The organism is Kitasatospora sp. NPDC058032, assembly GCF_042885845.1.
Taxonomy (GTDB): domain Bacteria; phylum Actinomycetota; class Actinomycetes; order Streptomycetales; family Streptomycetaceae; genus Kitasatospora.
Map to the genome: position 1 here is coordinate 1 of NZ_JBHVRK010000041.1, position 20,951 is coordinate 20,951.

Here is a 20,951-nt window from a genome sequence, read left to right on the forward strand (position 1 = left end):
TGCAGGGGGGACCCTGTGGGAGAGTAGGACGCCGCCGAACAAATTTTGAGAAGAACCCCCGCCGGTTATCCGGCGGGGGTTCTTTGCGTTTCCCGTTGACGTATCGTCAGGACATGGACGATGGAACGGCAACAACGGGCGACTCGACCACGGTCCTCGCCTCCGACGTACTGCGGCCGGCACAGCGGGACGCGGCCCTGAAGGTCCTGGCGGACGCCCAGGTCGAGGACGGCCGGGAGGCCGTGTCCGAGCAGGGGCGCCTGCGGTTGCGCTCCTCGGAGACGCCGCGGACCGGAGTGACCCACTTCCTCGAAACCGTCGGCGCCGGGACCGACGCCGACGCCGAGTTCGTCGGCTACGGCCAGCTGGAGGTCCCCGAGAGCGGTACCGCCAACCCGGCCGCCGAGCTCGTCGTGGCCCCGGCCGCGCGCGGCCGCGGCTTCGGGCGCCCCCTGGTGGACGCCGTGCTCGCGGAAGCGGGGCGGGCGGGTCGTGGGTACGTCGACTTCTGGGTGCACGGCGGACACCCGGCGGCCCGGCACCTGGCCGGACGGTACGGTGCCGAGCTGGTCCGCGAGCTGCGGCAGATGCGCCGCACCGGGCCGCAGACCGAGGCCGTTCCGCTCCCGGACGGGATCGGGCTGCGGACGTTCCGGCCCGGCGAGGACGACGCCGAGTGGCTCCGCCTGAACGCCCTGGCCTTCGCCCACCACCCGGAACAGGGCTCGTGGACCGAGCGGGACCTGGCCGACCGGCTCGCCGAGCCGTGGTTCGACCCGGCCGGCTTCTTCATCGCCACCCGGGAGGGCAAGCCGGTCGGCTTCCACTGGACGAAGGTGCACCCGGCGACCGCGACCGAGCCCGCGCTCGGCGAGGTCTACGTGGTCGGTGTCGATCCGGCGGAGCAGGGCAGCGGCCTCGGCCGGGCGCTGACCGCAGCCGGTCTCCGTCACCTGACCGGCAGTGACGCCGAGGCCGGGGAGCGGGCTCTGGACACCGTCCTGCTGTACGTCGACGCGGACAATCCGGCGGCGGTGCGGGTGTACGAAAGGCTCGGATTCACCGTCCACGAAGTCGATCTGATGTATCGCGCCGGGGTCGCGCACCCGAATTCCCGGTGACCGCGATCCGGTCACCGAGAGTGACCGATTGAGCGGGGCGTTCCGGCGGTGCCTAGCGGAGACAACGGGGCTGCGGCAACGGGCGTGCGCTCGTCGCCGCAGCCCTGACCGCCTCAGCTTTCCTCCTGGCCATGCGGTGTTTACCGTGGATTCAATTAATGCCGCGAAGATCACAGGATGAAGTCCGTAGTGTCTCGCTCGTGCAGCATCGGCCGGCACTCGCCGACCGGTTCTGTGACGACCGCGCCGGGTGGGTTGGCGTCGGTGACGGGCGAGGGCGACGGCCCGAAGAGCATTTCGTGTCCGGACGCCGTCCTGCTGGAGGAGCTGGAGCCAATGAGCATCCCCCGCCCCGTCCCTGCCCCGCTGTCCCCGCCCGCGCGGCTTTCCAGCGCGCTCGCGATACCGCCGGAGCTGACGGTCACCGACGAGCAGGACCTGGAGGAACTGCCGCAGGGCCGCTTCCTGGACCGCGAGCGCAGCTGGCTCGCGTTCAACGAGCGAGTGCTGGAGCTGGCGGAGGATCCGGGGATCCCGCTGCTGGAGCGCACCAAGTTCCTGGCGATCTTCGCGAGCAACCTCGACGAGTTCTTCATGGTCCGGGTGGCCGGCCTCAAGCGCCGGATCGCCACGGGCGTCGCCCAGCGCAGTGCCTCCGGCCTTCAGCCGCGCGAGGTGCTGGACCTCATCTGGACCCGCTCGCGCGAGCTGATGGCCCGACACGCCGCCGCGTTCCAGCAGGAGGTGCTGCCCGACCTCGCCGCCGAGGGGATCGAGGTGGTCCGCTGGTCCGAGCTGGCGGAGAAGGAGCAGGCGCGGCTGCACACCCTGTTCCGGCAGAAGATCTTCCCGGTCCTCACCCCGCTGGCGGTGGACCCGGCGCACCCCTTCCCCTACATATCGGGGCTCTCGCTCAACCTGGCGGTCGTCGTGCGCAACCCGGTCTCCGGGCACAAGCACTTCGCCCGGGTGAAGGTGCCGCAGTCGCTGGCGCGCTTCCTGGAGGCCTCCCCGCAGCGGTACGTGCCGCTGGAGGACGTCATGGGGGCGCATCTGGAGGAGCTCTTCCCGGGCATGGAGGTGCTTGCCCACCACGCCTTCCGGGTCACCCGCAACGAGGACCTGGAGGTGGAGGAGGACGACACCGAGAACATCCTCAAGGCCCTGGAGAAGGAGCTGATGCGGCGGCGCTTCGGCCCGCCGGTGCGGCTGGAGGTCGAGGAGTCGATCGACCCCTACATCCTGGACCTGCTGGTGCGGGAGCTCAACATCACCGAGGCGGAGGTCTTCCCGCTGCCCGGCCCGCTGGACCTGACCGGGCTGTTCGGGATCGCCGGGCTGGACCGGCCGGAGCTGAAGTACCCGAAGTTCGTGGCGGGCACCGCACGGGGCCTGACCGACGTCGAGTCGGCGTCGCAGCCGGACATCTTCGCCGCGATGCGCGAGCGGGACGTGCTGCTGCACCACCCGTACGACAGCTTCTCCACCTCGGTGCAGGCCTTCCTGGAGCAGGCCGCGGCCGACCCGGACGTGCTGGCCATCAAGCAGACGCTGTACCGGACCTCGGGTGACTCGCCGATCGTCGACGCGCTGATCGACGCGGCGGAGTCCGGCAAGCAGGTGCTGGTGCTGGTCGAGATCAAGGCGCGCTTCGACGAGCAGGCCAACATCAAGTGGGCCCGCAAGCTGGAGGAGGCCGGCTGCCACGTGGTCTACGGCCTGGTCGGGCTGAAGACGCACTGCAAGCTGTCGCTGGTGGTCCGGCAGGAGGGCGACACCCTGCGCCGGTACTCGCACGTCGGCACCGGCAACTACCACCCGAAGACGGCCCGGCTGTACGAGGACCTCGGTCTGCTGACCTCGGACCCGCAGGTCGGCGCGGACCTCTCGGACCTCTTCAACCGGCTCTCCGGCTACTCGCGCCGCGAGTCGTACCGCCGGCTGCTGACCGCCCCGCGCGGACTGCGCGACGGCCTGGTGGCGCGGATCCACAACGAGATCGCCAACCACCGGGCCGGCCGTCCGGCGCACGTGCGGCTCAAGGTCAACTCGATCGTCGACGAGGCCGTGATCGACGCGCTGTACCGGGCCTCGCAGGCCGGTGTGCCGGTGGACGTGTGGGTGCGCGGCATCTGCGCGATCCGGCCGGGCGTGCCGGGGCTGAGCGAGAACGTCCGGGTGCGCAGCATCCTGGGGCGCTTCCTGGAGCACTCGCGGGTCTTCGTCTTCGGCAACAACGGCGATCCCGAGGTGTGGATCGGCAGCGCCGACATGATGCACCGCAACCTGGACCGCCGGATCGAGGCGCTGCTGCGGATCACCGACCCGGCGCACCGGGCCGAGCTGTCCGGGCTGCTCGACCTCGGGATGTCGGACGAGACGGAGTCCTGGCACCTGGGGGCGGACGGGTCCTGGACCCGGTACGCCCAGGACGCCGACGGCAAGCCGCTGCGGCACGTCCAGGACCTGCTCATCGACTCGCGTCAGCGTCGTCGGGCCGCCACCGCCCGATGACCGCAGGTCGCCGCCACGACCCCGCTGACGCAGACGTGACGACGTGAGCCGCGACGCCGCGCGGAGCGGCCCGCACCGGACCGAACGGTGCGGGCCGCTCCATCGGACGGCACGACGGCACGAGACACGACGGCACGAGGTTCGACGACGCGACCGCGTGACCCACCGACGCGAGCCGCTGAGCGGTAGGGACCCGCTGAGCGGTCGGCCACCAGCCCCGGGGACGGCCCCGGGGGAACGGGGATCTACCTAGCCATGACCGATGCGCCGATGACGGCCCAGGCGGCCTCCACCGCGACCGCCGGGGACATCCTCTCCAGCCATCTCACCGCCCTGGCGGGCGCGTTCCTGCGCGCTCTGCCGCTGGCGGTGGGCGAGGTTGGTGCGAGACCGGGTGCGTCCGTCGTCCCGTCGGAGGGCACGGCGGACCTGCTGCGGGCGGTGCGGCGGATCAACGGGCTGCTGACCACCTTCGCCGCCTCCTTCGATCCGGGCTGGGCACAGGAGTCGCGCACCGAGCTGGCCTGGCTGCTGAACCTGCTGGCGCTGGAGCCGGGGTACGTACGGCGGTCGGCCCGGCTGCTGGGCGCGTTGGACGGGCTGAGCGGCAGCGAGGCGGAGGGGCCGGGCATGCTGGCCGGCCACGCGGGGGCGCCCAAGGCCCGGGCGCTGCTGGACCGGCAGCTGACCCTGGCCCGTACCCGGGCGCACTCCACGGTGCTGCAGGAGCTGCGCTCGGCGCGGCTGCACGCCCTGGCGGACCGGATGACGCTGCTGGTGGCGGATGCGCCGTTGGCGGCGTCGGCGGAGGGCCGGGCGGGCGCGGTGCTGGTGCCGCAGGCGGCGGCGGCGTTCGGGGCACTGGCGGCGAGCGCCCAGCAGCTGCCGCTGCAGCGCTCGGCGACGCCGTACGGCGGGGACGGGCTGCGCCGGCTGGGGTCGGTGCCGAGCGCGCGGGGCGTGCTGGACGCGGACGCGGCGCTGGCGGCGGACGACGCGCCGTGGCACCGGACGCGGGTGCTGGTGAAGCGGGCCCGGTACGCGCTGGAGGTGTGCGGGCAGCCGTCGGCGGTGCTGGACGAGCTGGACCGGGTGCTGCTGCGGCACCAGGAGGCGTCCGAGGCGGCGGTCACGGCGGCGACGGCGGCGCGCACGCCGCGGATCACCCCGGCGACGGCGTACGTGCTGGGCGTGGTGCACGCCGACCAGCGGCTGGAGGTGGAGGCGGCCCGGTACGCCTTCGGGCGGCGGTGGCCGGAGCTGCCGCCGGGGGCGGAGGCGTGGCTGGAGCTGCCGCCGGCCGGGGGCTGGGGGTCGGCGGCGGAATCGCGGACGGCCTGAGGTGGGCGGGCGGCCGTCGTCGTCCGGACGGCCCGCGTCCGGGAGGCCGTCGTCCGAGCGGACGGTGTCCGGCGGGCGGGTGGTGCTGGCGGCGGGGGCGGTGCTCTGGCTGCCCGGCCGTCCGAAGAAGAGCGGCCGGCTCGGCCGGCCGAGGATCGCGGTGATCCACCGGCCGAAGTACGACGACTGGAGTCTGCCGAAGGGGAAGCTGCACCCCGGTGAGGGCGTGGTCGAGGCGGCGCTGCGGGAGGTGCGGGAGGAGACGGGGTTCTCCTGTGTGCTGGGGGCGGAGCTGCCGACCCAGCACTACCTGGCGCAGGGCCGGCCGAAGGAGGTCCGGTACTGGGCGGCGGTGCCCACGGAAGGGGAGTTCCGGCCGAACCGGGAAGTGGACCGTCTGGAGTGGCTGCCGGCCGGGAAGGCGAGGGCGCGGCTCTCCCGGGAGCAGGACCGGCGGCTGGTGGACGCGCTGCTGGAGCTGCTGGGGGCCAGGCCGGTGCGGTTGCACGGTCCGGAGACGTGAAGGAACAGTGGAAGTGATCTCCCTGCGCTCTTGCCGTGACGCAACCGTTACTACCTGACGTAGTTTCCTGTCATCCGTTCGAGGTTCACTCGCCGTTCACTTGCGACCGGCTGACGCGTCACCTCCCCGGCCTAACTTCGGTACCACCGGCGGGCCGAACGGGCCCCGGACCTCAGCAAAACCCGCGCTTCGCCCTGCTCGGCAGGGCCTGCGCGTCGGGCAATGCCACAGAAAGGGACACCCTGTGAAGCTCCAGCGGAACGGCCGCTCCAAGGCCCTCGCGATCGGTGCCATGGCGCTCGTCAGCTCGCTGTCGCTCGCCGCCTGCGGCTCGGACGATAACAACAACAACGCCGCCGCCCCGTCGGGCTCCAGCGGTGCCGCCGCCCCCGCCGCGATCAACTGTGGCTCGAAGCCCACCGCGCTCGTTGCCGCCGGTTCCACCGCCCAGGGCAACGCGATCGACATCCTGAAGAACAACTTCGAGGCGGCCTGCAAGGGCGCCACCATCAACTACGGTGGCGGCGGCTCCGGCGCCGGTATCCAGCAGTTCAACCAGGGCAAGATCCAGTTCGCCGGTTCGGACTCGGCGCTGAAGCCGGCCGAGGTCGACGCCAGCAAGGCCGTCTGCACCGGTGGCCAGGGCATCAACCTGCCGCTCGTCGCGGGCCTGATCTCGATCGTCTACAACGTGGACGGCGTCGACAACCTGGTCCTGGACGGCCCGACGATCGCGAAGATCTTCGACTCGCAGATCACCAAGTGGAACGACCCGGCGATCGTCGCGCTGAACCCGAGCGCCAAGCTGCCGGACGCCGACATCCAGACCTTCCACCGCACCGACGACTCGGGCACCAACGAGAACCTGACCAAGTACCTCGCCAAGACCTCGGGCGGCGCCTGGTCCTACCCGCCCAGCAAGGCCTGGGCGGGCAAGAACGGCCAGGGTGCCAACGGTTCGGCCGGTGTCTCGGCCCAGGTGAAGCAGGTCAAGAACTCGATCAGCTACGCCGAGCTCTCCTACGCGCAGACCAACAACCTGAAGAGCGCCGCGATCAGCACCGGCGCCTCCAAGCCGGTCGAGGCCACCGCCGCCAACGCCGCCAACACCTTCGCCAAGGCGCAGATCGCCGGCACCGGCAGCGACCTGGCGCTGACCCTCGACTACGCGACTAAGGACGAGGGCTCCTACCCGCTGGTCCTGGTCACCTACGAGATCGCCTGCGACAAGGGCAACAAGGCCGACACCCTCGACACCCTGAAGGCCTTCCTGGCGTACTCCGCCAGTGACGCGGGCCAGAAGGCGATCGGCGACGGCGGCTACGTGCCGCTGCCGAAGTCGCTGACCGACAAGGTCAACACGGCCATCGGCTCGCTCGCCTGACGCAGTAGGACCTCCGCTGGGGCGGCCTCGTGAACGAGGGGGGCCGGGGCCGCCCCCGCGGTCAGTACCGACCAACGCAACACGTCCGGGGCACCGCCGCCAGGGTGCCGCCCCCTCGGGGCCGCACCACCAGACCGGAGTAGACCAATGACTTCATCCACCCCTGCCGCCCCGCGAGGCAGGGAACGCCGCCAGCGCGACAGCCGGGTCGGCGACAAGATCTTCATGAACCTGTCCCGCGGGTCGGGCATCCTGCTGCTGGTGGTCATGGCCGCCATCGCGGGCTTCCTGACCTGGCGCTCGGTCATCGCACTGAGCAAGAACGAGGGCAACTTCCTCACCACCTTCGAGTGGACGCCGGACGCCCCGACGCCGGTCTTCGGCATCGCCGTCCTCGCGTTCGGCACCATCGTCAGCGCGCTGATCGCGATGCTGATCGCTGTCCCGGTCGCCATCGGGATCGCCCTGTTCATCTCCCACTACGCGCCGCGCCGGATCGCCCAGCCGTTCGCCTACCTGGTGGACCTGCTGGCGGCCGTGCCCAGCATCATCTACGGCCTGTGGGGCGCGCTCTTCCTGGTGCCGCACCTGGGCGGCCTGAACAGCTGGCTGGACCAGTACCTCGGCTGGACGTACATCTTCGACCAGTCCCGGGCCGGCACCACCCCGCGGAACCTGTTCACCGTCGGCATCCTGCTGGCGATCATGATCCTGCCGATCATCACGGCGGTCAGCCGTGAGGTCTTCCGGCAGGCCCCGCGGATGCACGAGGAGGCGGCGCTCGCCCTCGGCGCGACCCGCTGGGAGATGATCCGCACCGCGGTGCTGCCGTTCGGCCGCCCCGGGATCATCTCGGCCTCGATGCTCGGCCTCGGCCGCGCGCTCGGCGAGACCATCGCGGTCGCCGTCGTGCTCTCCTCCAGCAACGTGCTCTCGCTGCACCTGCTCGACCCGGGCGGCGGCACCTTCGCGCAGAACATCGCGCTGAAGTTCAACGAGGCCCAGCCCTTCGGCCGGGACGCGCTGATGGCCTCCGGCCTCGTCCTGTTCGTGATCACCCTGCTGGTGAACGGTGCCGCGCGGCTGATCGTCGCCCGCCGCAAGGAGTACTCCGCATGAGCGCCGCGACCACTTCCGTTCCGGCGGACGCCCGTCCGGTGAGCCGCCTGCTGACGGCCAACCGGCTGCCCAAGTGGGCCCCGGGCGCCGTCGCCGCCGGCTCGATCGTCCTCGGCTGCGGCATCGGCCTGGTCGGAGACCTGAAGAGCAAGCTCCAGTGGGGCCTGATCGCCGCGATCCTCTTCGTGGTCATCAGCTACGTGCTCTCGGCCCAGGTCGAGGGCCGGCGCCAGGCCAAGGACCGCCTCGCCACCTCGCTGGTCTGGGTGGCCTTCATCCTGGCGGTCGTCCCGCTGCTCTCGCTGACCGTCTACACCATCCAGCAGGGTGCCAGTGTGGTGGACGGCAACTTCCTGACCCACTCCATGATGGGCGTGCGTTCAGCGGGCCCCGGCGGCGGCATCTACCACGCGCTGATCGGCACCCTGGAGCAGGTCGGCCTGGCCACCCTGATGGCCGCCCCGATCGGTCTGCTGACCGCCGTCTACCTGGTCGAGTACGGCCGCGGCACGCTCGCCAAGGCGGTCACCTTCTTCGTCGACGTCATGACGGGTGTCCCGTCGATCGTCGCCGGTCTGTTCATCCTGTCCTTGTGGAACATCGCCCTCGGCTTCAACTACTCCGGCTTCTCGGGCAGCCTCGCGCTGGCGATCCTGATGATGCCGGTCGTGGTCCGCTCCACCGAGGAGATGCTCAAGCTCGTCCCGAACGAGCTGCGCGAGGCGTCGTACGCGCTCGGCGTGCCGAAGTGGAAGACCATCCTGCGGATCGTCCTCCCCACCGCCATCGGCGGCATCACCACCGGTGTGATGCTCGCGGTCGCCCGCATCACGGGTGAGACCGCCCCGGTGATGATGCTGGTCTTCGGTGCCGCCTACATCAACAACAACCCGTTCGACGGACCGCAGCAGTCGCTGCCGATGTACATCTGGCAGCAGTACGCCGTGGTGAACAACGACTACGGCTACGCCCGTGCCTGGGGTGCCGCGCTGGTGCTGATCGCCTTCGTGATGGGGCTCAACCTCATCGCCCGGGGCATCGCCCGGTGGCGCTCGCCCAAGGCCGGACACTGAGCGACCGACTGACGTACGACGAAGACTGAGAGAAGACGAACGATCATGGCCAAGCGCATCGACGTCAGCGGACTGTCCGCCTACTACGGCTCCACCAAGGCCATCGAGGACATCTCGATGTCCGTCGAACCCCGCTCGGTGACGGCCTTCATCGGCCCCTCCGGCTGCGGCAAGTCCACCTTCCTGCGGACCCTCAACCGGATGCACGAGGTGATCCCCAACGCCCGCGTCGAGGGCAAGGTGCTCCTGGACGACGAGAACCTGTACGGCGCCAGCGTCGACCCGGTCGCCGTCCGCCGCTCGGTCGGCATGGTCTTCCAGCGCCCGAACCCGTTCCCGACCATGTCGATCTACGACAACGTGGTCGCCGGGCTGAAGCTCGCGGGTGTGCGCAAGAAGTCCGTGCTGGACGGCGTGGTGGAGAAGTCGCTCAAGGGCGCCAACCTCTGGAACGAGGTCAAGGACCGCCTGAACAAGCCGGGCGCCGGCCTCTCCGGCGGTCAGCAGCAGCGTCTGTGCATCGCCCGCGCCATCGCGGTCGAGCCGGAGGTCCTGCTGATGGACGAGCCCTGCTCCGCCCTCGACCCGATCTCCACCCTCGCCATCGAGGACCTGATCGGTGAGCTGAAGTCCGAGTTCACCATCGTCATCGTGACGCACAACATGCAGCAGGCGGCCCGCGTCAGCGACCGCACCGCCTTCTTCAACCTGGCCGGCGTCGGCCAGCCGGGCAAGCTGATCGAGCTCGACGACACCCAGCGGATCTTCTCCAACCCGTCGGTGCAGGCGACCGAGGACTACATCTCCGGCCGCTTCGGCTGATCGGCCCGCCCGCCGATGCGCGGGCGGCGCCCCAGCGGCGCTTCACAGGCTGCTTCGTGGTGCTGCATGGCGGTGCCGCCGCGGAGCATGAAAGGGCCCGCCCCCCGAGATGTGGGGGGCGGGCCCTGTCGTTTCCGGTCCGGTGGCGTCCGGTGGTGTCCGGTCCGGTCCGCCGGGTCATCCCCAGAACAGGTGGGCGAACCAGTACACCAGCGCTGCGACGATGGCGGCCGCCGGCATCGTGATGAACCAGCCGAGCACGATGTTCTTCGCGACGCCCCAGCGCACCGCGCGGATCCGCTTGGTGGCTCCGGCACCCATGATCGCCGAGGTGATCACATGGGTGGTGGAGATCGGCGCCTTGAAGACGAACGAGGTGATGTACATGACGGCCGAGGCGGTGGCCTCGGCGGCGAAGCCCTGTGGCGGGTCCAGCTCGATGATCTTCCGGCCCAGGGTCCGCATGATCCGCCAGCCGCCGGCGTAGGTGCCCAGCGAGAGCATGGTGGCGCAGGAGATCTTCACCCAGACCGGGATCGGGTCCCCCGCGCTCTGGTGGCCCGAGATCACCAGGGCCAGCACCACGATGCCCATGGTCTTCTGCGCGTCCTGCAGACCGTGCGCGAGCGCCATCGCGGCGGCCGAGGCCGTCTGGGCGACCCGGAAGTTGCGCTTGGCCCGGTGCGGGTTGGCCCGCCGGAAGAGCCAGAGGATCGCCAGCATCACCAGGAAGCCGCCGACCAGGCCGACCACGGGCGAGACGATCATCGGAATGATGATCTTGTCGATGACCCCGCTCCAGATCACCTCGGTGCCGCCGGCCAGCGCCGCGCCCACCATGCCGCCGAACAGCGCGTGCGAGGAGGAGGACGGGAGACCGAAGTACCAGGTCACCAGGTTCCAGGCGATGGCGCCGACCAGCGCGGCGAACAGGATCACCATGCCCTGGTCGCCGGTCGGGGTCTCGATGATGCCCTGCGAGACGGTGTGCGCCACCCCGCTGCCCAGGAAGGCGCCCGCCAGGTTCATCACCGCGGCCATCGCCAGTGCCGCCCGGGGCGTCAGCGCCCGGGTGGAGACCGAGGTGGCGATCGCGTTGGCCGAGTCGTGGAAGCCGTTGGTGTAGGTGAAGAAGAAGGCAACGCCGACGACGGCGATGAGTGCTGCCATGTCCACGGGGGTCAGGACTCCTTGACCGCGATGGTCTCCACCGTGTTGGCGACGTGCTCGAAGGCGTCCGCGGCCTGTTCGAGGACGTCCACGACCTGCTTCAGCTTGAGCACCTCGATGGCCTCGTACTGGCCGGAGAAGAGGTGGGCGAGCAGCTTGCGGTGGATCTGGTCGGCCTGGTTCTCCAGCCGGTTGACCTCGATCCAGTACTCGGTCAGGTTGGACATGCTCCGCAGGTTGGGCATCGCCTCGGCGGTCAGCTCGGCGGCGCGGGCCAGGACCTCGATCTGCTGCTCGATCCCCTTCGGCAGGGTCTGGATGTCGTAGAGGACGACCAGGTCGACGGCCTCCTCCATGAAGTCCATGATGTCGTCCAGCGACGAGGCGAGGTTGTAGATGTCCTCGCGGTCGAAGGGCGTGATGAAGGACGAGTTCAGCTGGTGGAAGATCGCATGGGTGGTGTCGTCTCCGGCGTGCTCGGCGGCGCGCATGCGCTCGACGATCTCCGCGCGGGCCGACACGTCTGATCCCAGCAGTTCCAGCAGGAGCTTCGAGCCGACGACCAGGTTCTCCGCGGCGGCGGCGAACATGTCGTAGAAACTCGTCTCCTTCGGGGTCAGGCTAAAACGCACGGAAATCTCCGATGTGCGGGGTAGGGGACTGAACGATGCTAGGTGCAACCGAGCACCACGGCACAAACGGGGTGCTCGAAGCGGAGCCGGAACCTCCCCTTCCGTTCGGCTGCCGCAGCAGTGGACCCGATCCGCACCACAGGTGCGGGCATGAGCCCCCAGTCTGACGGAACCTCGCCCGGATCGCCCCTGTCGTGCGGCGGGAACAGCGGGGTGTTCCCCGGACGGGGGAACCCCGCCGCAGGCACCCGCGGACGGTCGCCCGTGCCGGAGGAACACCACGACGGGCCCGGGTGTTGGACACTGGAGGCCGACGCAGCCACCAGGCACTCAGACGAAGGCGGGCCGATGACCACCACGCAAGCGCGCACCGAGCCGGAGCAGGCGCCCGGGGCGGAACCGCACGGCGAGCACGCTGCTCCCCAGAAGACGCCGGACGCCCACGACGCCCACACCGCCCACGGTCCGCACGGGTACAGCGGGCAGAAGGACGCGCACCTCAAGCGGCTGCGCCGGATCGAGGGCCAGATCCGCGGCCTGCAGCGGATGGTCGACGAGGACGTCTACTGCATCGACGTGCTCACCCAGGTCTCGGCCAGCACCAAGGCCCTGCAGTCCTTCGCGCTCTCGCTGCTGGAGGAGCACCTGCGGCACTGCGTCGCGGCCGCCGCCGAGGAGGGCGGCACCGAGCTGGACGCCAAGGTCGCCGAGGCCACCGCGGCGATCGGCCGGCTGCTGCGCAGCTGACCCCGGCCGTCGGGCGCGTCGGCCAGCCCTAGTCGCCCCGCGGATCCCGCGCCGGTCCGGCTGTCGGGCCGGCGGCCGGACCGCCGTCGGGCCGGTCGAGCAGCACCTCGTCGATCCGCTCGGTCGGCAGCCGGTCACCGCTGCTGGCCGTGGCGGCGATCATCAGCTCACCGGCCAACTCGATCTCGTCGAGGGCCGCGTCGTCGTGGCCGCCGCTGCGGCCGCCCGTGGACGACATCACCTGCACCACCCCTTCAGCGCCTCGCCAGCCCGGGCGGCAGCCACCCGGCGTCCAGCCTAGGCACTTCGGAGCCCGTCCACATGGCACGGACGGGCCATCTCGGCGCCGCCGAAACGGGTGGGCCCGGGGGGTTCCGGGCCCACCCGGACCGGCGGCGCCCGCGCCCGCGCTCCCGGAACGCGCTACTTCGGGCTCTCGGTGGGCTTCATCGCGAAGATGTCCGCGGCCGGCGGCTCGGCCGCCTCCACCGGTGCGCCGAACTCGCTCAGCGTGGTGGTCGAGACCACCCTGACCTGGTCCTTCGCCTCCTTGGAACCGGCCACCCCGGCGAAGGTGAACACCTCGACCACCTTGTGCAGCCGGCCCTCGTCGTCCAGCCAGGCGTCGTAGGGGACCTCCTTGACGGTGAAGGTCTGCGCCCCCATCCGCAGGCCGTCCCCGGCCCGGCCGCCGGTGGCGTCGGCCGCCTTGGCGAGGTCCAGGGTGCCGCGGTAGTGCTTCAGGGGCACCCCGTCGACCGGCTCGGTGCCGATCAGCTCGGCCTTCTGGGCCCCGCGCAGCGCGCCGGCGGCGGCCGCCGGGTCGGTGGCCCCGCCGCTGACCAGGTTGCCGTCCGGCAGCTGGCGGACGTCCAGCTTGACCCACTTGCCCTCCGGCACCTTGGCCCCGCTGTTCTGCAGGTAGACCGTGCCGGGCAGGAGCACCTCGACGATCTTGCCGGTGGTCGCGGCGCCCGGCGGGACCTGCACCTCCAGCCGGCCGATCCGCTTCACGTAGTCGTAGCCGCCGCTGCCGGTGAAGACGGCCTTCTTCTCCGCGGACTCGGTCACCAGCTCGGTGACGGCGTGCGCGGAGCCCGCCCGGCCGGTGATGTCGGCGGCGCCGCGGACCGCGCCCAGCGGGTCGGTCGCGAGCTGGTCGGGGGCGCCGCTCGCCCGCTGGTCGGCCGGGGCGGCGTCCGCGGCGTCCGCGCCGCCCACACCGTCCGGCGAGCAGCCGGCCAGGGCGGCCGCCCCGGCCAGGACGACGGCGAGCAGGGCGGCTCCCGCCGCCGGACGCACCCGCCGCCCGGTGCGGCCGGCCGTCGGGCCGGCGGTGCGCTGCTGGTCGGTCATCTTCATCCTCGCGACAACCCCTTCGGGCCCGACTGCCCCGCCGGCCACCGTCGCGGGTGGGCAGAGCTCTTGCCGGGCAAACGAGTTGGGGCGCGAGGGGTTACGCGATGTCCCGCGTGTCACAGGCGTCGCGCACCGGAGCCCCGGCGCGTTACCGTGAACCACGTGCACAGTGAGCTGCCGGCGGTACCCGGCACCACCCCGACGCCCGAGCACTGCGTCGCGATCAGCGAACGCGGCTCCTTCTCCTTAGCGACCTGCAGTTGCGGCTGGTTCTCGCCGGCCCGGCGCTCGCGCGACCTCTCCCGGCGCGAGGCGGACGCCCACCTCGCCGACAGCGGGGCGGTCCCGGGGTAGGCCGTCCCGGGGGACCGTTCCGGGCGGCCGTCCCGGGCGGCCGTCCCGGGCAGTCGTCCTGGGCGGTCGTCTCAGGCGGCGAGGTCGGACTCCCGCGACTGCTCCTCGGCACGGACGGTGCCCCGAGTCCCGCCGCCACGCCGGCCCGGCCGGCCCGGACCCCGCTCGGCGCCCCGTCCGGCGCGGATCAGCGGGGCCAGCGGCGTGCGCGCGATCGCGTGGCAGAGCGGCACGAGCACGGCCATCGCGATCGGCGCCAGCAGCAGCACCACCGCGGTGGCGAGCGCGAAGCCGCCGATCACGTCGGTCGGGTAGTGGACGCCCATGTACATCCGGCAGAAGCCCTGCAGCAGGGCCAGGCCGCCGGCGATCCAGCCGAGCCGCCGGTTGACCAGGAACAGCGCCACCGCGATGCCCATCGACATCGTGGAGTGGTCGCTGACGAAGGAGTAGGTGCCGGCCTTGCCCTCGACCAGCACCTCCAGCCCGGGGTGGTCCACGAAGGGCCGGGGGCGGTCCACGATCGCCGAGATCGGCAGGTTGGCCAGCTCGGCGATGGCGACCGCCAGCGGGGCCCAGAGCAGCCCGGCGACCGCCACCGGGGCGTCCGGACGCCGCCGGGCCCGCAGCCAGCCCACCAGGCCCAGCAGGGCCAGGCCGATCAGGATGCCGTACTCGCCGACCCAGGAGACCAGGTGGTCCAGGGCGGCCGGGGCGTGTCTGGCCAGGCCGTTGACGGCGTAGAGCAGCCCGAGGTCGGGGTTGGTCGTGTCGGCAAGCGGCGTCGACACGCCGCACCTCCTTCTGGGTCCGCTGCACCTGGTCGTTCGCACCGTGGCCCACCTGCCGCCGCCTGGTGCGCGGCGGTTGACGGTCGGCCACCGGACACAACGTCATCACTGGCATACAGCGTTCCACGGAAACACGCAGTTATGGAAACTTGACTCAGCGTCCACACCGCGCGCACACCCGGCGGGTGGGCGGGGTTCAGTTCTTTGCGGGGAGTTGACCTGAACCTGCCGCCCCGGCGCCGGGTGCCCCGGCGGCCGCAGCGGCACCGGACCGGCCGGGCGGTACGGCCGGGGCCGTCGGCTGCGCGGCCGGGGCGGGCGGGGCCGGCGTGGGTGTCGGGGCCGGCGTCTGGGCCGGGTCGCCGGGGCGGCTGGGGGCGATCACCCCGCCGTCGTCGTTGCGGTCCGGCAGGGCCTGAGCGCCGTCCGAGGTGACCCGGGTGGCGCCGATGTACTCCCGGGTGTCGATCTTGTCGTAGCGGATCACCGCGTTGGTGTGCGGAGCGTTGATCATGTACCCGCCGCCCACGTAGATGCCGACGTGGTGGATGCTCCGCGGATCGGTCAGATCGGTCGCCCAGAACACCAGGTCCCCCGGGCGCAGCTGGTCGCGCGAGGGGTGCGGACCGGCGTACCACTGGTCGTTGGCCACGCGGGGCAGGGTGATGCCCACGCTCTCGAACGCGGCCTTGGTGAGCCCGGAGCAGTCGAACCTTCCGTTCTGCCACGCTTTTCCGTCGCCGCCCCACAGGTACGGGGTGCCGAGCTTGGTCTGGGCGAAGTAGATGGCGCCCGCCGACTGCGCCGAGACCTCCACCGGGGCGGACGGGGTGACCGGGGCGGCGAAGCTGCGGGCCGTCGCCAGGATGTTCCGCACGTACCCCTGGGTCTCCCGGTACGGCGGCACTCCCTGGTACTTCGTCACCGCGCCCGGCCCGGCGTTGTAGGCGGCCAGCATGTTGGACTGACGGTCGCCCGGGACCTTGGAGACGTCCCGGGCGAGCGCGCAGTCGAAGGTGGCCGCCGAGGCGATGGCGTCCAGCGGGTCCCAGGGGTCCCGTCGGCCGTCGTTGTTGCCGTCCGTGCCGTACGACGCCCAGGTGCCCGGCATGAACTGCGCCAGGCCCTCCGCACCCACACCGGAACGGGCCCGCGGGTCGAAACCGCTTTCCTGGTACAACTGCGCCGCGAGCAACGGGGGGGAGAGATCGGGGCAGAGCCGGCCCCACTGTTCGATCTGCGCCTGGAAGGCGGCCGGAACGGTCCCCGGGGAGAGCCCGGCGGCATTGCCCTGCTGCTGTGGCGTCCCGCTCGCCGCATACGTCCCGAGCGTCACCAGGCCGACGAAGCCGGCGAGGACAACTCCCGCAGCAGCGGCGGCCGTACCGCCTTTCCGGAGTACCATCAGCACCATCCCGACGAATCGTCAGTCGAAGTGTCCCGGAAGGCGTTGCTCACCGCAATCATCAGAGATACAAAGAGTGAGCGCTATCCTTCGTACGGTGGACATCCTCGCGTACGTGTCCGATGCCTCACGACCAATCCGCGAGAAGTAGCCAAGTCGACATCAGATCTGGCCAAGAATAGGTACCGACCCTTCGCGCGGGCGGGGTCTGGGCCCTTGAATTTGCCTGATCGGGCGGTGAGATGGAAATGAACCAGAGCAGCGTGCAGAGCATCGCGATCGGCCACCTGGCCGAGGACCCTCCAAAGAAGCCGAATATCGACACCATCATCGGCGGGATCGCCCCGGACTGGGGCCCGTTCGCGAGCCTCGGGTCGGAGGCCCGGGTGATGGTCGAGGTCGTCATGGCCGTTGCCATCCTGGCCTGCCTGGGCCTCGCCGTCTGGGGCGCGGCCAAGCAGCGGATCGGCGCCACCGCGATGCGCGACAGCTTCGGCGCCGAACAGGGCAAGGGGCTGATCATCGCGGGGCTGACCGGCGTGTTCATCATTGGATCACTCGGCACTCTGTTCACCATTGTGTACGGCATGGCGATCTGACGAACAGGCAGATCGGACAGTCGGGACGGAAGCGGCGGTTCGGACTCTTCGGATCCTTCGGGCCGTCGTGACGTGACGGCGGCGCCTGCGGCGCCGACCGGCCTGTCCGATCGTCCGACCGTCTGTACGTCTGTCCGGGCATCCGTGAATGCTCGGAGCCCCGCCGGGAATCCATCCATCACCCCTTCCCTCCGCGCCCGCCCACGGCCGGAGGGGCCCCCGGAGCCGCCAGCCGGCTCCCCGCACCAGGAGGGCCGCCGTGCCGTTGTCCGACGACCAGCCGCACACCCGTACGCGGCTGCCGGTCGGCGAACAGCCCTCCTCCCAGCCGGGCGCCCTTCAGGCGCGACCGCTGCGCACCCTGCTGACCGCGCTCCTCGTCGTCGCCCTGCTCGTGCTGGCGATCTCGGTGGCCAACCGGGGCAAGCCCGACCCCGGCACCGGCAACACCGGCCGCTCCGCCGACCGGGCCGCCGCCACCGCGGCCTCCAGCGGCGAACAGCCCGTCACCACCACCGCCAACGGCATCGCCTCCGGCTTCCCGCACACCGACCAGGGTGCCCAGTCCGCCGCCGCCAACTACGCGGTGGCCATCGGCTCCGCCGACATGTTCCGCACCGACACCCGCCACACCATCATCACCACCATCGCCGACCCGGCCACCGCCCCGACCCTCCAGTCCCGCCTGGACCAGGGGTTCGGCGGCGACACGGTGGCCCGCTACGGCCTGGACGCCCAGGGCCGGGCGCCCAAGGGCCTCACCTTCGTCAGCCGCACCATTCCGGTGGGTACCAAGTCAGTCGGCTACACCGATGCGGAGACCAAGGCCGAGGTCTGGTGCACCGGCCTGACCGGCCTCGCCGGCGAGCGCTCCATGCTGCCGGTGGTGACGAGCTGGTTCACGCTCACCCTCTCCCTGCGCTGGACGGGCAGCGACTGGAAGCTCACGGACTACACGAGCCGGCAGGGGCCCGCCCCCATGCCGGGAGATGAACAGGCCGCCACCGCCGAGGAGATCACCGGCGCCGTCCAGCAGTTCGGGGGTTTCCGCTATGCCCGTTGAGATGACCGTCGCCCCGCCGGCGGCCCGCCGCGGCCCACGCCGCGGCACCGCGGCCGGGGGCGCCCCGCGGACCGCCGTCCGCCGCGCCGGGACGCTGGCGGGCGCGTTGGCGACCCTCCAGCTCGGCGCACTCCTCGCGGCCCAGCGGGTCTTCGCCGAGCCGTCCCCGACGGGCTCGCCGTCCGCCTCCCCGTCCCCGACGGCGACCTGCCAGAAGGTGGACCTCCCGATTCCCGGCAGCGACGCGGGCTGTGCCCCGAACGGCGCCGTGGTCATCCCCGGGAGTGGGACGGTGGGGTCGGTGACGGATCCGTTGGGGTCGTTGGCGAAGGGGTGTGCGCAGGCGGCGGCGTGGGTGGTGCGGAAGCTGTCGGGGTCGATCGACGGGACGACGGAGGTGGACTTCACCAATGCGTCGTTCCTGCAGCAGTACGCGGTGGTGTTCGCGGCGTCGACGATCATCACGCTGGTGCTCTGGCTGCTCGCGGTGACCAAGCGGGCGGTGCGCGGGGCGCCGTTGGCGACGGCGATCTCGGAGGCGATCGGGTTCCTGTGGCTGACGGTGATCGCGTCGGCGTTCACGCCGTTGATCCTGTACACGGTGGTGAGCGCGACCGACGGGCTGACCAAGGCGATCGCGGTGGGGACGAAGTCGGACACCGGGACGTACCTGGGCGGGTTCGCGGACACCCTGGAGAAGGGTGACATCGGCGGCGGGCCGCTGATCCTGATCATCACCTCGCTGGTGGCGGTGCTGGCGGCGGCGGTGCTCTGGATCGAGCTGCTGATCCGGGCGGCGATGTTGTACGTGGGTGCGCTGCTGGGGACGGCGGTGTACGCGGGGCTGGTGGACAAGCAGTTGTGGAAGCACGTGCGCCGCTGGGCGGGGGTGATGGTGGCGGTGGACCTGGCGAAGCCGATCATCGTGATCATCCTCGGGCTGGCCGGTGCGGTGTCGGCCGGGGCGGGCGCGAGCGACGACTTCGCGCGGGTGCTGTCGGGGCTGGCGATCCTGTTCCTGTCGATCTTCGCGAGCGCCTCCGTGTACCGGTTCGTGCCGGGCTTCGGGGACGAGATGATGAACATGCGCCGGGCCCGGGCGAGTGCGGTGTCGGCCGGATCGGCGATGATCAACGGGACCGCGAACTTCATGCGACAGGGCATCAGCACGCACGGCGACCGCGGCCCGCAGGCGGGTGGCGGCGGGGGCGGTTCGGGCGCGGGCGGCGGTTCGGTCGCCCCGGGCATCGCCGCCCACGCGGCGCGCACGCCCGCGCCGCCGGCGCAGGCCGGGCCGCCGGCCCAGTCCTCGGGTGCGGTCCGCGACAGCAATCCAGCGAAGGGAGGGTGACGGGTAAGTGAGCAGCGAACCACTCGGCCAGTACGGCGCCCAGTACGCCCAGCCGTACGTGCACCAGCGCCGTACCTACCTGATCGGCAAGGCCCGCCCGAACGCGCCGATCGGCCGGAACCGGGAGTCCGGGGAGATCGTGCTGATCATCTTCGGGGCCTTCCTCGGCATGGTCTGGGGCCTGATGATGCCGATCCTGCCGTTGCGCATCGCCGGGCTGGTGGGCCTGCCCGTGCTGGCGATCGCGGCGGTGTACGTGCCGTACCGGCGCCGGACGTTCTACAAGTGGGTGGAGATCAACCGCACCTACCGCCGGACGGTCCGCAGCGGCCGGGCGGTGTGGAAGTCGGACGCGATGGACGCCGGGACGCGGTTGGACGGCCGTGAGGTGGAGATCGGGCCGCCGCCGGGGGTGGGGCGGCTGCGCTGGCTGTCGGCGCCGTTCGGGCCGGACGAGGTCGGGGTGCTGATGCACCTGGAGCGGCGCACGGTGACGGCGGCGATCGAGATCGAGGGTCCGGGTGTCGGGTTGCGCGACTCGGAGGACCAGGAGGCGCTGGTCGACCGGTTCGGGACGCTGCTGAAGCACGTCGCGAACGGGGACGGCTTCGTGACCCGGCTGCAGATCCTGGCCCGCACCCTGCCGGCCGACCCGGACGCGCACGCCAAGGACGTGGAGCGGCGCGGCGACCCGGGTGCGCCGCGCTGGCTGATGGACTCGTACGACCAGCTGCAGTCGATGGTGTCGACCTCGTCGGAGCAGCACCGGGCGTACCTGGTGGCGTGCATGCACTACACCCGGGACCTCGCGGCCGAGGCGCACGCGATGGGCCGCACCGCGACCGGGCGGCGGGCCCGGGACGACGAGGGGCTGGCCGCGGTGATGGCGCGCGAGCTGACCGACATCTGCGCGCGGCTGGCGGAGGCGGACATCCGGGTGCGGCAGCCGCTGGGCCAGGCCCGGCTCTCCTCGCTGCTGCACTCGATGTACGACCCGGACCACCCGATCGACCACATCCAGGCGATGTCCAAGCGGAACGCCTGGCCGGCCGAGCTGGACGCGACCCACCCGCAGTACCTGGAGGCGAAGACCCGCGAGTCGGCGACCCGGGAGCCGTGGTGCCACGCCACCGCGTGGATCAAGGAGTGGCCGCTGACCCCGGTCGGCGTCAACTTCCTGGCGCCGCTGCTGGTGCACACCCCGGACGTGATCCGGACGGTGGCGGTGACGATGGATCTGGAGCCCACGGACGTCGCGATCGAGCGGATGCTCACCGAGAAGACCAACGACGAGGCGGAGGCCAGCCGGGCCGCCAAGATGAACCGGACGATCGACCCGCGCGACCTGGCCCACACCGGCCGGGTGGACCAGCGCGGTGACGACCTGGCGTCCGGCGCGGCCGGCGTCAACCTGGTCGGTTACATCACGGTCTCCTCGCGCAACCCCGACGCGCTGGCCCGGGACAAGCGGACGATCCGGGCGTCGGCGGGCAAGAGCTACCTGAAGCTGGAGTGGTGCGACCGCGAGCACCACCGCGCGTTCGTCAACACCCTGCCGTTCGCCACCGGTATCCGCCGCTGAG

At 71.5% G+C, this 20,951-nt stretch carries 20 protein-coding genes; 14 read left to right on the forward strand and 6 right to left on the reverse strand.

Going from position 1 to position 20,951, the window contains the following annotated elements; genetic code table 11:
• The first annotated feature begins 113 nt into the window (after window positions 1-113).
• The 8 genes from mshD (at window position 114) to pstB (ending at window position 9,897) form a co-directional block, all read left to right on the forward strand.
• On the forward strand, window positions 114-1,121 hold the full coding sequence (mshD, locus tag ACFVUH_RS35305; RefSeq protein WP_387917630.1) for a mycothiol synthase: 1,008 nt from the start codon (window positions 114-116) through the stop codon (window positions 1,119-1,121).
• A gap of 336 nt (window positions 1,122-1,457) precedes the next feature.
• A complete protein-coding gene (locus tag ACFVUH_RS35310) occupies window positions 1,458-3,635 on the forward strand; it encodes an RNA degradosome polyphosphate kinase (protein ID WP_387917632.1) in 2,178 nt (725 codons plus the stop codon).
• Window positions 3,636-3,890: 255 nt separating this feature from the next.
• Complete coding sequence (locus tag ACFVUH_RS35315) at window positions 3,891-4,976, forward strand: CHAD domain-containing protein (protein ID WP_387917634.1); 1,086 nt, start codon at window positions 3,891-3,893, stop codon at window positions 4,974-4,976.
• 64 nt (window positions 4,977-5,040) lie between these two features.
• Window positions 5,041-5,499: an NUDIX hydrolase gene (locus tag ACFVUH_RS35320; protein WP_387917635.1), complete on the forward strand. Its 459-nt coding sequence runs from the start codon at window positions 5,041-5,043 to the stop codon at window positions 5,497-5,499.
• A 244-nt stretch (window positions 5,500-5,743) separates the two neighbouring features.
• On the forward strand, window positions 5,744-6,883 hold the full coding sequence (gene pstS / locus ACFVUH_RS35325; RefSeq protein WP_355357337.1) for a phosphate ABC transporter substrate-binding protein PstS: 1,140 nt from the start codon (window positions 5,744-5,746) through the stop codon (window positions 6,881-6,883).
• A 147-nt stretch (window positions 6,884-7,030) separates the two neighbouring features.
• Window positions 7,031-8,002 carry a phosphate ABC transporter permease subunit PstC gene (pstC, locus tag ACFVUH_RS35330; protein WP_355357339.1) on the forward strand — a complete coding sequence of 324 codons (972 nt, stop codon included), beginning with the start codon at window positions 7,031-7,033 and terminating at the stop codon, window positions 8,000-8,002.
• On the forward strand, window positions 7,999-9,075 hold the full coding sequence (gene pstA / locus ACFVUH_RS35335) for a phosphate ABC transporter permease PstA (protein ID WP_355357341.1): 1,077 nt from the start codon (window positions 7,999-8,001) through the stop codon (window positions 9,073-9,075). Before pstC ends, pstA begins: the two co-directional genes overlap by 4 nt.
• Window positions 9,076-9,120: 45 nt before the next feature.
• Window positions 9,121-9,897, forward strand: coding sequence for a phosphate ABC transporter ATP-binding protein PstB (gene pstB / locus ACFVUH_RS35340; protein ID WP_355357343.1), 777 nt, complete (start codon window positions 9,121-9,123; stop codon window positions 9,895-9,897).
• Window positions 9,898-10,074: 177 nt separating this feature from the next.
• On the opposite strand, the gene ACFVUH_RS35345 is transcribed toward pstB, so the two are convergent.
• Together ACFVUH_RS35345 and ACFVUH_RS35350 are read right to left on the reverse strand one after the other, a co-directional pair.
• Complete coding sequence (locus ACFVUH_RS35345; RefSeq protein WP_355357346.1) at window positions 10,075-11,073, reverse strand: inorganic phosphate transporter; 999 nt, start codon at window positions 11,071-11,073, stop codon at window positions 10,075-10,077.
• 5 nt (window positions 11,074-11,078) lie between these two features.
• The gene (locus tag ACFVUH_RS35350) at window positions 11,079-11,699 is read right to left on the reverse strand and encodes a DUF47 domain-containing protein (protein ID WP_030312623.1); all 621 of its coding nucleotides are present in this window, start codon (window positions 11,697-11,699) and stop codon (window positions 11,079-11,081) included.
• A gap of 348 nt (window positions 11,700-12,047) precedes the next feature.
• Here ACFVUH_RS35350 and ACFVUH_RS35355 point away from each other — a divergent pair, with 348 nt between their 5' ends.
• Window positions 12,048-12,446: a metal-sensitive transcriptional regulator gene (locus ACFVUH_RS35355; RefSeq protein WP_387917638.1), complete on the forward strand. Its 399-nt coding sequence runs from the start codon at window positions 12,048-12,050 to the stop codon at window positions 12,444-12,446.
• Window positions 12,447-12,474: 28 nt separating this feature from the next.
• Here ACFVUH_RS35355 and ACFVUH_RS35360 read toward each other — a convergent pair whose 3' ends face one another.
• Entirely contained in the window at window positions 12,475-12,687 is a 213-nt protein-coding gene (locus ACFVUH_RS35360) for a hypothetical protein (RefSeq protein WP_355357352.1), read from the reverse strand.
• 182 nt (window positions 12,688-12,869) lie between these two features.
• Window positions 12,870-13,802: a hypothetical protein gene (locus tag ACFVUH_RS35365; RefSeq protein ID WP_387917642.1), complete on the reverse strand. Its 933-nt coding sequence runs from the start codon at window positions 13,800-13,802 to the stop codon at window positions 12,870-12,872.
• 165 nt (window positions 13,803-13,967) lie between these two features.
• Here ACFVUH_RS35365 and ACFVUH_RS35370 point away from each other — a divergent pair, with 165 nt between their 5' ends.
• Window positions 13,968-14,159: a hypothetical protein gene (locus ACFVUH_RS35370; protein WP_355357358.1), complete on the forward strand. Its 192-nt coding sequence runs from the start codon at window positions 13,968-13,970 to the stop codon at window positions 14,157-14,159.
• 71 nt (window positions 14,160-14,230) lie between these two features.
• On the opposite strand, the gene ACFVUH_RS35375 is transcribed toward ACFVUH_RS35370, so the two are convergent.
• Together ACFVUH_RS35375 and ACFVUH_RS35380 are read right to left on the reverse strand one after the other, a co-directional pair.
• Window positions 14,231-14,950 (reverse strand): phosphatase PAP2 family protein, encoded by a 720-nt coding sequence (locus tag ACFVUH_RS35375; RefSeq protein ID WP_355357361.1) that lies wholly within the window; start codon window positions 14,948-14,950, stop codon window positions 14,231-14,233.
• 196 nt (window positions 14,951-15,146) lie between these two features.
• Entirely contained in the window at window positions 15,147-16,355 is a 1,209-nt protein-coding gene (locus ACFVUH_RS35380) for an NlpC/P60 family protein (protein ID WP_387917644.1), read from the reverse strand.
• Window positions 16,356-16,603: 248 nt separating this feature from the next.
• Between ACFVUH_RS35380 and ACFVUH_RS35385 the strand changes: the two genes are divergently transcribed.
• The 4 genes from ACFVUH_RS35385 to ACFVUH_RS35400 all read left to right on the forward strand — a co-directional run bounded on the left by ACFVUH_RS35385 (window position 16,604) and on the right by ACFVUH_RS35400 (window position 20,950).
• Window positions 16,604-16,954, forward strand: a complete 351-nt coding sequence (locus ACFVUH_RS35385; RefSeq protein WP_355357364.1) for a hypothetical protein — start codon at window positions 16,604-16,606, stop codon at window positions 16,952-16,954.
• Window positions 16,955-17,213: 259 nt separating this feature from the next.
• Entirely contained in the window at window positions 17,214-18,017 is an 804-nt protein-coding gene (locus ACFVUH_RS35390) for a hypothetical protein (protein WP_355357367.1), read from the forward strand.
• Window position 18,018: 1 nt separating this feature from the next.
• The gene (locus tag ACFVUH_RS35395) at window positions 18,019-19,368 is read left to right on the forward strand and encodes a hypothetical protein (protein WP_387917646.1); all 1,350 of its coding nucleotides are present in this window, start codon (window positions 18,019-18,021) and stop codon (window positions 19,366-19,368) included.
• A gap of 7 nt (window positions 19,369-19,375) precedes the next feature.
• Complete coding sequence (locus tag ACFVUH_RS35400) at window positions 19,376-20,950, forward strand: SCO6880 family protein (protein WP_355357373.1); 1,575 nt, start codon at window positions 19,376-19,378, stop codon at window positions 20,948-20,950.
• Window position 20,951: the final 1 nt, after the last annotated feature.

Coding starts and splice junctions, on each gene's coding strand:
- mshD (WP_387917630.1), top strand. CDS start 114: ATGGACGATGGAACGGCAACAACGGGCGACTCGACCACGGTCCTCGCC.
- ACFVUH_RS35310 (WP_387917632.1), top strand. CDS start 1,458: ATGAGCATCCCCCGCCCCGTCCCTGCCCCGCTGTCCCCGCCCGCGCGG.
- ACFVUH_RS35315 (WP_387917634.1), top strand. CDS start 3,891: ATGACCGATGCGCCGATGACGGCCCAGGCGGCCTCCACCGCGACCGCC.
- pstC (WP_355357339.1), top strand. CDS start 7,031: ATGACTTCATCCACCCCTGCCGCCCCGCGAGGCAGGGAACGCCGCCAG.
- pstA (WP_355357341.1), top strand. CDS start 7,999: ATGAGCGCCGCGACCACTTCCGTTCCGGCGGACGCCCGTCCGGTGAGC.
- pstB (WP_355357343.1), top strand. CDS start 9,121: ATGGCCAAGCGCATCGACGTCAGCGGACTGTCCGCCTACTACGGCTCC.
- ACFVUH_RS35355 (WP_387917638.1), top strand. CDS start 12,048: ATGACCACCACGCAAGCGCGCACCGAGCCGGAGCAGGCGCCCGGGGCG.
- ACFVUH_RS35365 (WP_387917642.1), bottom strand. CDS start 13,802: ATGACCGACCAGCAGCGCACCGCCGGCCCGACGGCCGGCCGCACCGGG.
- ACFVUH_RS35380 (WP_387917644.1), bottom strand. CDS start 16,355: ATGGTACTCCGGAAAGGCGGTACGGCCGCCGCTGCTGCGGGAGTTGTC.
- ACFVUH_RS35385 (WP_355357364.1), top strand. CDS start 16,604: ATGAACCAGAGCAGCGTGCAGAGCATCGCGATCGGCCACCTGGCCGAG.
- ACFVUH_RS35395 (WP_387917646.1), top strand. CDS start 18,019: ATGACCGTCGCCCCGCCGGCGGCCCGCCGCGGCCCACGCCGCGGCACC.